The sequence below is a fragment of the Protofrankia sp. CiT1 genome (genome assembly GCF_917627335.1).
GTDB lineage: Bacteria > Actinomycetota > Actinomycetes > Frankiales > Frankiaceae > Protofrankia.
Genome location: NZ_CAKJTP010000074.1, coordinates 10635 through 22990, shown reverse-complemented (window position 1 = coordinate 22990; position 12356 = coordinate 10635). Strand labels below are relative to the sequence as shown.

The following is a 12356-nucleotide window of genomic DNA, read 5'->3' as shown; positions in this document are numbered from 1 at the left end:
GCACCCGCGCGGCCGGCGGCGGCAACCACGCGTCGGTGTCCGCCCGCACGGTGAGCATGGTGAGCGCCGCCGCTGCCTGCCGCAGCGTCGCCGCCTCCCGCGCGCAGGATGGGCAGCCGCGGACATGCGCCGCCACCGCGTCGGCCTCCTCGGCGTCGCAGGCGTCGAGCGCCCATGCTCCGAGCAGGTCGGTTACGTGCCCATCGCCCGCTTCCACCTGTCTGTGCCCTTCCGTGTACCCGCCCTCGGCATCCCCACCCCGATTGTTACCTCACGGTAGATCCCCGCACGGCCGCAAGCCAAGCCCCGCCTCCCCGGGGGCCGGCGATCCGCGCCCACCGATATGATCATGAAATATGATCATGATGTGAGGTTGCGGTACTGGCGCACGGCCAGCGGGGCGAACACCGCGCTGATGCCCACCGACCAGACCACCGACTGCCACACCCAGTGCGAGGCGGGCCCGCCCTCCATGAGCGTCCGCACCGCGTTGATTGTGATGTTGGCTGGCTGGGCCTTCGCGTAACCCTGCAGCCAGCCCGGCATGGTGCTCACGGGCACGAACGCCGAGCTTGGGAACACCAGCAGGAAGAAGGGCAGAATCGAGGCGACCTGGGCTGTCTCGGGATCCTTCACGGCGAGGCCGATGGATGCGAACACCCACGACATGGCGTACCCGAACAGCAGCACGAGCCCGAGCCCGGCGATGATCGCGGCAGCGGAGTTGTTGAAACGGAACCCGACCAGGACCCCGACCGCGATCATCATCGCCAGCACCACGACGGCGCGGCACAGGTCGGCGACGGTACGTCCCGCGAGCACGGCCGAGCGGGCCATGGGCAGCGCGCGGAACCGGTCGATGATCCCGCTCTTGAGGTCCTCGGCCAGCCCGACCGAGGTTGCCGCGCCACCGATGAGCGACGCCTCCACGAACACCGCCGGGACGATGTAGTTGACGTAGCTGCTGCCGGGGATGGCGATGGCGCCGCCGAGGACGTAACGGAACAGCAGCAGGATCAGCACCGGCTGGGCACTGGAGATGAGCAGCAGCTGGGGTGTGCGTATGAGCCGGACGAGGTTGCGCCGGGCGATCCCGGCGATGTCGCCCAGCGCGATGACCGGAGTGAGCGACGCTGTGCGCGCCGCTGGCTGACCAAGGGCGACGGCGTTCATGAGTTCCTTCCCGGTGTCGCGGAGACCGCGGCTGCCGCGGCTGCCGGGGGCGGCGGGGGCGGGCCGGCCATGACGGCGGGCTGGCCGCTCGTCTCGTCATCGGCCGCCTCGGTGGCTACGTGGCCGGTCAGGGAGAGGAAGACATCGTCGAGGGAGGGACGCCTGATACCGAGGTCGTCCAGGGTGACCCCGTCGTCGTCGAGAAGGCGCCCCGCGGCCAGCAGGACCTTGGCCCCGCCACCGGTCGGGACCGCGACCCGGCGCCGCTCGGTGTCCAGCTGCGGCGGCCCGTCGCCCAGGTCGGTCAGGAGGGCGGCGACCCGGTGCAGGTCGCCGGGATCGACGACCCGGGCTTCGAGCACGGCACCGCCGGCGCGGGTCTTGAGTTCGTCGGCGGTGCCGGCGGCAACCACCCGGCCCCGGTCGATGACGACGATCTGGTGCGCGAGGCGTTCGGCCTCTTCGAGGTACTGGGTCGTCAGCACGACGGTCGTACCGTCGGTGACCAGCTGTTCGATGAGCGTCCACAGCTCGCTGCGGGTCCGCGGGTCGAGCCCGGTGGTGGGCTCGTCCAGGATCAGTACGGACGGATGCCCGACAAGGCTCGCGCCGAGGTCGAGGCGCCGTCGCATCCCACCCGAGTAGGTCTTCACCTGCCGGTCGCCCGCCTCGGTGAGCGAGAAGCGCTCCAGCACCTCCTGCGCCCGCCGCCGCCGTTCGGCTCTTCCGACATGGTAAAGCCGACCGACCAGCTCAAGGTTCTCCCGTCCGGTGAGCAGCTCGTCCACGGCGGCGTACTGGCCGGCAAGCCCGATCATGGAACGGAGCCGCTGCGCGTCCCGGACGACGTCGTACCCGGCGATCGTGGCCTGGCCGCTATCCGGTTTGAGCAGTGTGCTCAGGATCCGCACCAGGGTGGTCTTGCCGGCGCCGTTGGGGCCGAGCAGCCCGAGAACCGTACCCGCCCCGGCCGTCAGGCCGACGCCGGCCAGCGCGTTGACTGACCCGAACCGTTTGGTTACCGCCTTCACTTCGATCATCGGCGTCGCCATCGCCCTCCCACTCTCCTCGTCCGTTGGCAGCCTCATCGTCGACGGCTCGGCGCTTGTTGTCTGCACCGGGCTGGCGGCCACCGTGGTTCTCGAGCCGAAACCGCCGTACAGCAGGCCGCATAGGCAGGCGGGAGAGCGGGCGGATTCAGCCGACGGCCCGGGAGGTCTGGAACATCGTGTCCAGCGTGACCGGCTCCAGCCTGCGTTCGGCAATGAGCTGCTGGATCTGATCGAACAGCCCGAGGACCGTCGGGTGGTTGGCGTGACCGAGCATGATTGTTCCTGGTTGCAGGTAGCGGCTGGCCAGGCCCATGAGCTGCTCGGGACTGATCGGTGTCGAGTCGCCGAAACTCCCGTTCCACAGCAGGATTCTGGTAAAGCCGAGTTCGCCCACGAGCGCGTCGACGTGTGCGTTGTGCGAACCGTAGGGCGGCCGGAACCAGGGGCGCGAGGTGATACCGAAGGTCCGCTCGATCCAGTCCTCGTTTCTCTCGATGTCCGCGCGGATCGCGTCGTCCGGGCGGCCAGGCAGCTGGAGATGTGTCCAGGTGTGGTTCGCGATCTGGACCTGGCCGGTTTCGATCAGGGGACGCAGGACGTCGGCGTGCCGGTCCCAGATCGCCCGGTAGGCGCCGTTGGGCGCGAAGGTGATGGGGATTCCCGACCGTCGCGCGAACTCCACATAACCGGCCACGGTCTCGGGCGAGTAGCCGTCGTCAATCGTGATCGCGATCCGCCGGGTTGGCGCGGGTGCGCCGAACACCACCGCCGGGTTTTCCGGGTGGGCAGCAGGGATGGGCGGAAGCGTCTGCTGTGCCGCTGGCGCCGGGCGCGGCGCGGCGAGCTGGTTTCCGGGGGGGCGGGCGGAAACGGGCATGGGCGCCCCGGCGGGACGCGGTGCCGCCGGAGCCGCGGGCTGGGCCGAGCAACTGACCAGAGCCTGCGCGGCGCCGATAGCCAGCAAGGAGAGCAACATCCGGCGATCCATGGACGAACGGTACAAGGACGAACGGTACAAGGCGGTTGCGAAGGGCCTGGTTTTGCTGGATTCTCCGAGGGTCATCTCCGCTGGATGGTGTCTTACGACGTGTTCCGGAAACCGTTGTTCGACAAAGCCTGGGCTTGTCTCGGAGGAGCGCATGGACCGAAGGACCGGGCTCTACCTCGGCGGTGCGTGGCGGGCGCCGAGCGGCAGCGGGACGATCGAGGTCATCGAGGCGGCGACGGAGGAGATCATCGGCGTGGTGCCGGCGGGCGAGGCTGCCGACATCACCGCTGCCGTCATGGCCGCGCGGGGCGCCTTCGAGCGATGGTCGGCCACTCCCAGAAGCGACCGGATCGCGTTGCTGCGGATGATTGCCGATGGCCTCGAGGCCCGCGGCGCCGCGCTCGCGACGCTGATGAGCCGTGAGGTCGGCACGCCGCTGGTCACGTCCGAGCGCATCCAGGTGGGTCTGGCCGTGTCCGTCATCCGTTCGACCGCCGATGTCGCCGAGCGTCTCCCGCTGGAGGAGCGGATCGGATCGTCGCTCGTGCTGCGGGTCGCCGCCGGGGTCGTCGGCGCGATCACACCGTGGAACTATCCGCTCTACCAGCTGGCCGCCAAGGTTGCCCCGGCGCTCGCCGCCGGATGCACGGTGGTGGCCAAGCCGAGCAGCGTGGCGCCCTTCGCGGCCTTCGCCCTCGCCGACGTCGCCCATGAGGCTGGCCTGCCCGCTGGTGTCCTGAACATCGTGACAGGCCGCGGGCCCGTGGCCGGGGAGGCCCTTGCCGGTCATCCCGAGGTCGACCTTGTCAGCCTGACCGGGTCGACGGCCGCGGGCGCGCGGGTCGCCCAGCTCGCCGGGCCCGGTATCAAGCGGCTGACCCTGGAGCTCGGCGGCAAGTCCGCCTTCATCCTCTGCCCGGGCGCGGACCTCGGCCGTGCGGTCACCAGCGCCGTGCGGGGCTGCTTTGTCAACAACGGCCAGACCTGTTCGGCGACCACCCGGCTGCTCGTCCCCCACGAGCTGCTCGAGGAGGTGGAGGAGCGCCTGGTCGCCCTGGTCGAGGCGCAGGTGGTCGGCGATCCGCTGGACCCGGCGACCACGATCGGGCCGGTCGCCTCGGCCGCGCAGGCACGTTCGGTCGCGTCCTATCTGGACAAGGCCAGGCACGAGGGCACCGTGCTCGTCGGCGGCCCAGGGCCCGTGCCTGGGCTCGACCGCGGTTACTTCGTGCGTCCTACCGTGGTGAGCCGCCTGCGTAACGACGCGGTGCTCGCCCGCGAGGAGATCTTCGGGCCAGTGCTCGCGGTCATCCCGGTAGCGGACGCCGACGAGGCCGTCGCCGCCGCCAACGACTCCGACTACGGCCTGTCCGGCGCGGTGTTCGCCGCGGACGAGGCGGCCGCGATCGCGGTGGCGCGCCGGTTGCGCACCGGCCAGGTGGCGATCAACGGCGGGCGGTTCAGCGTGCTTGCCCCGTTCGGGGGTTTCCGGCGCTCCGGTGTCGGACGCGAACTGGGTGAACATGGGCTGGCCGAGTATGTCGAGCTGATGTCGCTGCAGCTGCCCACGGGTCCCAGCGGCGCGGCGGGAGTGGTCGCCCAGTGAGCCGCTCCCGGCGGGCACGGCGCACCTGCCAGCACGGTCCGGGTCCGCTCCGGCCGGTCCGGGAGGCGTTGCCCGTATGCGAGTCCGACGCCGATAGGCGGCGCACGTGTTCGTGAAGGAGCCCGATGGCTGTGATCGCAGGTGCCGATGGCGGGCTGCCCCGGCGCGTCCCCGTGCCCGGCCGGGCCGGGCCGGAGGACCTCGCCAGGGTGGTGCTGTCGTTCTATTCGCTGCCCCCGCTGGAGCCGCTGCGGCGGGCACAGGTGGCGCGTGCCGCCGGCTTCACCTCCATCGGTCTCAGCCTGAGCTGGCTGCGCCGTTGGTTGGCGGCCGGCCACGGCCTGGCCGAGCTGGAGGACGCGCTCGCCGAGGGTGGCGTCACCGTGGGCGAGCTCGACGTGCTGCGACCGCTGGGCGGCCAGCCCGACGAGGCCGAAGAGGTCTGCTGGGCGGTCGCGGAGCGGCTGCGGGTGCCCTACGTGGGAGTCATCGGTCCCTATGCGGGGAGCTGGGATGACGCGGTGGCCCGCTTCGCCGGGGCCTGTGACCGGGCGGCGACCGTCGGGACGGGTGTCGTGCTCGGCGTCGAGTTCCTGCCGTTCACCAATATCCCCGACGGGGCCACGGCGGCGTCGCTGGTGCGTGCCGCCGGCCGGGCCAACGGCGGGGTCTGCCTGGACGTCTGGCACGTCTACCGCGGCGGCCAGACCCCGGACGACCTCGGCGACGGTGTCTGGCCGTATGTCGTGCGGCTACAGCTGTCCGACGGGCCGCTGGTGGCCGAGGACGACGACCTGCTGGCTGACTGCCTGGCCAACCGGCGGCCGCTCGGTGACGGCGAGTTCGACCTGACCGGTCTGCTGGCGGCCGCGGCCCGCCGCCGTCCCGAGGTGGGTATGTCGATCGAGGTCATCTCCGAGCGGCTGCGTGCCGAGCCGCCCGAGCGGATCGCGCCCCGGCTCGCCGCGGGGCTGCGTGCGCTCCTGCGGGGACATGGCCGGTTCTCCCCGGCGTCGGACGTTCTTACTATTGACAGCATTTAGTTTCTCGGCTGTGATGGGTGTCACGGTGACGTGCGGTCGAGAAGGCGCGGGGAGGAGGGGCGATGGCCACCCCGCCCTCGTCCACCCCGGCGCTGGTGATGACCCGGCCGCTGGAGGTCGGGATCGTCGTCGACGACCTGGTGGGCATGGTCCGCTTCTACCGTGAGGCGCTCGGCTGTACCGAGGCGCACCGTTCGGACGTGCCTGCCGAGCTCAACGCCAAACTGGGCCTGGGGGCGGCGGCCACCGTGGTCTGGCTGCGCACCCCGTGGGGGGAGCGGATCAAGCTGCTGCGGCCCGCCACCGGCACGGGCCCGCTCGCGCCGGCTGTGCCGCTGACCGCCCGCCGCGGCCTGTCCTACCTCACCCTGTACGCCGCCGATGCGGTGGGGGCCGCCGAGCGGATGCGTCGTGGGGGAGCGAGCCCGCTGTCAGAGCCGGAGCTGGTCGAGGCGAGCGGGCGGCTGATCGCCTTCTGGGCTGATCCCGAGGGCAACGTCATCGAGCTGGTCGAGGATCTCGGCCGGGCCGGGTGAGCCCGGCCGTGCAGGCGTGCGCATCGCAGACTTTCTGTTGACAACACATAGTTAGTGCCATGTAATGGCCGTCACATTCGTGCCGGCCATTACATGTGTGTCCGTACTGGCGCCTGGCATCAGCGGAGAGAGGACGCGCCGTGCAGAGCTGGGTCGCAGACTGGGAGCGCAGCCCGCGGCTGCCCCACTACACCAGGGCCAACGCGGGCGAGACGTTGCCCGCGCCCGCGAGCCCCCTGGGCTGGACACTCGCCTATGTCAGCGTCCTGCGGGCGTGGCGGCAGGGTTTCATCGACATCGGGGTCTACCGCCCCGACGAGATGTCGGCGGACCGGCCCGAGATCGCGGGGCTGTTCGGAGGCTACTTCTACCTCAACCTGTCGCACATGCGGCTGTTCTCGCTGCGGCTGGGGATGCCGGTCGAGCAGACCGACCGGGCCTTCGTCGGGGAACGGCCCGACATCCCGCCCTACGTCGCGCATCCCGACGACGTCGACGCCGAGCGCGCGGCTGCGGCCGGCGCTTCGGTGCAGCGGCTCCTCGCGACCACGGAGTTCACCGATGCCATGACCGATCGTGATCGCGTGCGGGCGTGGCGTCGCGAACGGCCCGATCTCACGACGCTCTCCGAGAGCGAACTGGTCGCCCGGGTCCGTGCTCTGCTCGACGAGAGCGAGAAGAGCATCTTCTACCGGCACGTGTTCTCCAGCCTCCCGGCGAGTTTCGGCCCCGGTATCCTCGGGCCGATCTGCGAAAGTGTGGGACGCGGCAGCGACCTGCTCGATGTGATCAGTGGTATCGGCGGCATCGACTCCGCCTCGCCCGCGGTGGGCCTGTGGGACCTGTCCCGCGCCGTGACCGGGTCCACCGAGCTGACCACGCTGTTCGACAAGGGCCCAGCCACGGTGGCGATCGCCCTGGGCGAGGACGCCACGGGCGATGTTGCCCTCTTCCGGGACGCCTTCGCCGCTTTCCTCGACAGCTACGGTGACCGTGGCCCCAACGAGTGGGACATCCACTCGTTGGCGTGGGAGGTGGATCCCGCCGCGGCGCTTGCCCTGGTCGACCGGCTCCGCACCAGCCCGGACTCGGAGTCGCCGGCCCTGCGTCACGACATGCTCGCCGCCCGCCGCGCGCGGATCGCGGCGGAGATCCGCGAGGCGCTCGCTGGCAACGCCGAGGCTCTTGCCACCTTCGACATCGGTATGCGGGCGGTCGACGTCTGGATGCCCGCGCGGGAACGCACCAAGTCCAACTGCGTCGCGGCGCTGCACGAGATCCGCATGGCAATCCGCGAGCTGGGCCGCCGCGGCGTCGAGGCCGGTCGTTTCGCCCATCCCGAGGACATCATGATGCTGCTCGCGGACGAGCTCGACGGCTACCTCACCGACCCCGGCCGGTTCACGCCGGTGATCGCGCGGCGGCTGGTCGAGTACGCCGAACTGGCCCAGCTGGAGCCGCCGTTCTTCGTCGCCGAGGACCCCGACATCGCCACCTGGCCGCGGCGGGACCGCGAGAGCCCGGCCGCGGCGGTGGGGGAGGTGTTCACCGGCGTCGGGGGCAGCCACGGTGTCTACACCGGCCGGGTCCGCATCATCACCGATCTGGCCGGCTGCGACGCCCTCGAGCCCGGCGAGGTCCTGGTCTCCCCCATCACGGACGCGGCGTGGACGCCGCTGTTCCTGGTGGCTGGCGCGGCCGTGGTGGACGTGGGCGGCCTCAACAGCCACGCGGTCGTGGTCTGCCGCGAGCTCGGCATCCCGTGTGTCATCTCGGTGGGCGACGGCACCGCGCGGCTGCGCGACGGTGTCGAGGTGACGGTGGACGGCGGGGCCGGCACGGTCACGGTGGTCTCGGCCGTCCCCGCCGACGGCTGAGACCACCCGGCACGGCTGACAGCGGGTGGGATGCGGGGGGCCACCCGGCCGTCCGCATCCCACCCATCCGGATGGCTATCCCACCCATCCGGATGGCGCGCCCGCGGTCCTGAATCACCGGTCCTGAATCACTCGCGGCGGGTGATGCGCCGCGGCCCCGAGCGGCCAGAATCGGTGACGGGAAAGCTCCGGGCTGATGTCGCGGGTCTCGTGGTGGTGGCACCGTCAAACCACCGGCTGACCGGCGGCACGGTGCCGGAAAGACACCGGACGACAAGGCGGCGGATATATGGGTGCGCAGACATACGGCCGTGGCATTCAGCCCAGCCGGCGGCTGCTGGTGGGCGGAGGGCTGCTCGTCGGTATCGGCGGCCTGCTGGGAGCTGCGGGCATGGCTCTGGTCAGCGTCGCCGTGGTGTCGGCGACCCGGCAGTGGGCGCGGCAGCTGGAGGTGCCGCCCAGTGAGATCGCGAAGGTGAAACTCCAGCAGGCCAGGGCCGCCACAGCCGCGGCCACGTCAGCCGGTGCCGACGCCTGGCGGAGCGGAGCCCCGGGCGAGCCTCCATCCTGACCGCTGCCGGTGGCCGTGCCCGCCGCGGCGCCTGATCCGATCGCATTGGATCGTCATGCTCCCGACAATGGTGTATGGGCTGTTCGCCACGGGCCTACGGTCGGGAACCATGAGAGCGTGTGTGAGATCGGGCTTTCGATCAGTGAGCCGTGTCCAGGCGCTCCCTGGCAAGGCGGAAGGCCGAAGCGATACCGGATGAGTTGTATCGGTGTGGCCGACAACGCAGCCAGGGGACGTCTGGGCGCGGCGAGCCGGAATGACGATCTCACACACGCTCTGAGTGCCTATGCTCTATCCCGATACCGAGTGGGAGAGTGCATGGCCGATCAGATCATGCTGGGCAAGACGGCTCGGGTGACCGGGACAATCAGGCCGGATATGGTGGGCGAGGTGATGGTTTCCGTGCGTGGTGGCGCGGAGGCGTTCCATGCCTATGCCGCTGAGGACGGTGTGACCATCGCGATCGGCTCCCGCGTGCTTATCGTGGAGTATCACCCGCCCCGTACCGTGATCGTCACCAGGTTGTGAGGACCACCGCTGGGTACGCCGTTCTGGCTTCTGGCCAGCGCATTCTCGTAAGTTTCAGCAAATCCGGGTCTCAACAGAGGAGATCGCGTGGTCCCGATCCTCATCGCGGTGGGTGCGGGTGTCATCGGCATCATCGGCGTTATCAAGTTGATGTGGCGGGTGGCGGAACCCAACGAAGCGCTGATTATCTCCGGCTTACGGGCGTACAAAAATCCGGACAACGCCGTGGCGGAAAGCCTGGGTTTCAAGATTATCACCGGGAAAGGGGTGCTGGTGTTCCCGGGCGGGCAGAACGTGCGGCGCCTGTCATTGGATCTTCGAGCCGCTCAGTTGAGTACCGATTGTGTCAGCCAGCAGGGCATCCCGGTCGGCGTGCGCGGTGTGGTGATTTTCAAGGTGGGGGATGACTACGCCTCGATCGCCAACGCCGCCCGGAGATTCCTTGACCAGCAGGACAAGATGGATGACCGGGTGCACAATGTTTTCACCGGCCATCTCCGGGCGATAGTCGGCCAGCTCACCATTGAGGATATGATCAGGGATCGGGAGAAACTGACGGCGCTGACCCGGGCGAGTTCCGGTATGGAGATGCAGAAGCTCGGGCTGATCGTTGACTCCCTGCAGATCCAGGAGATCGACGATCCCACCGGCTACATCAAGAATCTCGGCCGCCCGCACGTCGCCGCCGTGGCCGCCCAGGCGCGCATCGCCGAGGCGCAGGCCGACCGTGAGGCGACCGAGCAGGAACAGGTCGCCGCGGCGCTCAAAGCGGAAGCGGCCCGGGACAGCTCCATCAAGCAGTCGGGTTTCCAAGCCGAGGTCGACGAGGCCGCCGCGCGAGGGCAGCAGGCCGGCCCGCTGGCGGAAGCAGCCGCTCACCAGCAGGTCGTGGTCGAGCAGACCAAGGTTGCCCAGCTTGAGGCGGACCTGGAGGAACAGCGGCTGCAGACGACGATCCGCAAGCCGGCGGACGCCCGTGCCTATGAGCAGATCACCCTGGCCCGTGCCAGCCGCGACGCGCAGATCAGCGCGGCTGAGGCGAGCGCCCGGGAGGCGACCTTGCTGGCGGCGGCGCAGGCCGAGTCGACCCGTACCCTCGGTGATGCCCAGGCGCATGCCCGGCGCGCCGTCGGTGATGCCGAGGCGGACGCCCTGCAGGCCAAGGGGCTGGCGGAGGCCGCGGGGATCAGGGCGCGGGCGGACGCCCTGTCGGTGAACCAGGAGGCCGTGATCGGCCAGCAGCTCGCCGAGCAGTGGCCGGCCATCGTCGAGGCGGCGGCGAAGCCGTTCGGCGACGTCGACCAGATGATCCTCCTCAATGGCGCGACCGGTATCGGCGAGCTGCTGACCCAGGCGCTCTCCCAGGGCAGCGCCGGTCTCCAGCTCGCGCGGTCCCTGCTGGCGGGCCAGGCGCGGCCCGGCCCGCCAGCTTCCGGTACCGTTTCTGGTGATGTTCCGGCGCCGCATGTCGACATCCCGGCACCGGCATCCGCCCCCGCGGAGCCAGCCCTGCCGGTGGAACCAGCCTCACCGGCAGCCGATGCCGACGAGGCATAGTTCAGACGAGGCATAGCTCAACAGTCATCGTCAGCCCAGCTGACGTCAGGTGCCGACGATGCGCTCGGCCAGCGCGGCGGTCTCCCGCAGGAAACGGCGTCGGCCGAGCCCTTCGAGGATGGCGTCCTCGGCCAGCCAGGATGCCGCCGCCGTTTCGATCAGAGACAGCAGGCCTGTCGCCATCACACCGGCCTCCGCCGCCGGTATGCGCTGGGCGGGGAGCCGGGCCGTACGCACCGCCCGGGTGAGCAGCTCCATCAGGCGGACCCGGGTTTCCCGGCGCAACGCCTCCGCCGCGAGATTGGCCCCGGACGATGTCACGAAGTAGACCGTTCCGGCGAGGCGCTGGCCGTCGAGCCAGTCCAGCATGCTGGTCAGCAGATCACCGATGGGGCCGTCGCCGGCGGCCGGCCCGGTGATCCGGACATCCAGTTCCCTGACAAAGGCGTCGCTGAAGCTCCGCATGGCCTCCAGTAGAATGTCAGCCTTGGACGGGAAGTGGTAGTAGACGGCAGCCGGCGTCATCCCGGCTTCGTCGGCGATGTCGGCAACGGTGACCGTTTCCAGGCCACGCATGGCAAACAGCCGGGTGGCAGCCTCGATGACATCAGGGCGGCGGGATGGCCGGTGTGCCGGTCGTCGTGGTTCACCGCTCCGGTCGGTGCTCGCGGTCATGTGGCAGATTACTCCTGAAAGCTGCGGGACACCTGGGCCGGCATGGCTCTGCGAACAGCAACAGACGGTCGGGAGGCGTTCACCGTGGCGGAGCCCGCAGACCTGCCCGAGCGGGGCAGGCCGCCGGCCCACCGGCCATCCAGACGCCAGATTATTATCAGCGCCGCCATCCGGGTGTTCGCACGCAAGGGGTTCGACGAGGCGAGTGTCCAGGACATCGCGGCAGCGGCCCAGGTCGTCCCCACCGCTGTCTATTACCACTTCTCCGGCAAGGAGGAGCTGTTCGACGTGGCGCTGCGGCGGGTGGTCGGCGCGACCAACGCCGTCGTCGCCGCGGCTCGCTCCGATGACGAGCCCGGTGACTTCACCGCGCTCAGGCGGGTCACCGCCGCGGTCTGGGACTGGATCGAGGCCCACCCCGACGAGGCGCGGCTGCTCTACCTGCACATGCCCGGCGCGACCCAGCAGGCGCGCACGCTGCGGCGGGACTTCGAGGAACTGCACATCGAGCGGTCGTTCGACTACATCGTCTCCGCGCGGGTGCCGGCCACGCGGCGTTCCGCCGTGGCCAAGCATGCCACCCAGTCACTGGCCGCGCGTACCCTCAACCACCTGCTGCTCGCCATCCATCCGATGCGCATGGACGACGGCCCGTTGAGCCAGCAGCCGCCGAAGGCGCTGCGCCGCGCGCTGGATGCCGTGTCCGAACGGATACTCACTGTCGATTAATGGTCGACGCTTTGTCATTGA

General features: G+C 70.1%; 13 protein-coding genes. 8 read left to right on the top strand and 5 right to left on the bottom strand.

Annotated features, from left to right (window positions below; genetic code table 11):
• The 4 genes from MJ785_RS13420 to MJ785_RS13405 form a co-directional block, all read right to left on the bottom strand.
• Positions 1 to 217, bottom strand: a 217-nt coding sequence (locus MJ785_RS13420) for a zf-HC2 domain-containing protein (protein ID WP_239381197.1), incomplete at its 3' end; no start/stop codon positions are given.
• Positions 218 to 360: 143 nt separating this feature from the next.
• Positions 361 to 1173 (bottom strand): ABC transporter permease, encoded by an 813-nt coding sequence (locus MJ785_RS13415; RefSeq protein ID WP_239381196.1) that lies wholly within the window; start codon positions 1171 to 1173, stop codon positions 361 to 363.
• Positions 1170 to 2213 (bottom strand): ATP-binding cassette domain-containing protein, encoded by a 1044-nt coding sequence (locus tag MJ785_RS13410; protein WP_239381195.1) that lies wholly within the window; start codon positions 2211 to 2213, stop codon positions 1170 to 1172. The genes MJ785_RS13415 and MJ785_RS13410 overlap by 4 nt, the downstream gene beginning before the upstream one ends.
• 157 nt (positions 2214 to 2370) lie before the next feature.
• Positions 2371 to 3201, bottom strand: a complete 831-nt coding sequence (locus tag MJ785_RS13405) for a polysaccharide deacetylase family protein (RefSeq protein WP_239308819.1) — start codon at positions 3199 to 3201, stop codon at positions 2371 to 2373.
• A gap of 163 nt (positions 3202 to 3364) precedes the next feature.
• On the opposite strand from MJ785_RS13405, the gene MJ785_RS13400 reads away from it, so the two are divergent.
• From MJ785_RS13400 to MJ785_RS13370, 7 genes are all read left to right on the top strand, one after another.
• On the top strand, positions 3365 to 4819 hold the full coding sequence (locus MJ785_RS13400; protein ID WP_239381194.1) for an aldehyde dehydrogenase family protein: 1455 nt from the start codon (positions 3365 to 3367) through the stop codon (positions 4817 to 4819).
• Between the two features lie 125 nt (positions 4820 to 4944).
• The gene (locus MJ785_RS13395) at positions 4945 to 5862 is read left to right on the top strand and encodes a sugar phosphate isomerase/epimerase (protein WP_239308817.1); all 918 of its coding nucleotides are present in this window, start codon (positions 4945 to 4947) and stop codon (positions 5860 to 5862) included.
• 62 nt (positions 5863 to 5924) lie between these two features.
• Positions 5925 to 6398, top strand: coding sequence for a VOC family protein (locus MJ785_RS13390; RefSeq protein WP_239308816.1), 474 nt, complete (start codon positions 5925 to 5927; stop codon positions 6396 to 6398).
• Between the two features lie 140 nt (positions 6399 to 6538).
• Entirely contained in the window at positions 6539 to 8275 is a 1737-nt protein-coding gene (locus tag MJ785_RS13385; RefSeq protein ID WP_239381193.1) for a PEP-utilizing enzyme, read from the top strand.
• Positions 8276 to 8564: 289 nt separating this feature from the next.
• The gene (locus tag MJ785_RS13380) at positions 8565 to 8846 is read left to right on the top strand and encodes a hypothetical protein (RefSeq protein ID WP_239308814.1); all 282 of its coding nucleotides are present in this window, start codon (positions 8565 to 8567) and stop codon (positions 8844 to 8846) included.
• 318 nt (positions 8847 to 9164) lie between these two features.
• Positions 9165 to 9374: a hypothetical protein gene (locus tag MJ785_RS13375; protein WP_239333780.1), complete on the top strand. Its 210-nt coding sequence runs from the start codon at positions 9165 to 9167 to the stop codon at positions 9372 to 9374.
• Positions 9375 to 9461: 87 nt separating this feature from the next.
• On the top strand, positions 9462 to 10931 hold the full coding sequence (locus MJ785_RS13370) for a flotillin family protein (RefSeq protein WP_239308812.1): 1470 nt from the start codon (positions 9462 to 9464) through the stop codon (positions 10929 to 10931).
• A gap of 45 nt (positions 10932 to 10976) precedes the next feature.
• Here MJ785_RS13370 and MJ785_RS13365 read toward each other — a convergent pair whose 3' ends face one another.
• Positions 10977 to 11606 (bottom strand): TetR/AcrR family transcriptional regulator, encoded by a 630-nt coding sequence (locus tag MJ785_RS13365; RefSeq protein ID WP_239381192.1) that lies wholly within the window; start codon positions 11604 to 11606, stop codon positions 10977 to 10979.
• An 84-nt stretch (positions 11607 to 11690) separates the two neighbouring features.
• On the opposite strand from MJ785_RS13365, the gene MJ785_RS13360 reads away from it, so the two are divergent.
• A complete protein-coding gene (locus tag MJ785_RS13360; protein WP_239308810.1) occupies positions 11691 to 12335 on the top strand; it encodes a TetR/AcrR family transcriptional regulator in 645 nt (214 codons plus the stop codon).
• The last annotated feature ends 21 nt before the right edge of the window (positions 12336 to 12356 follow it).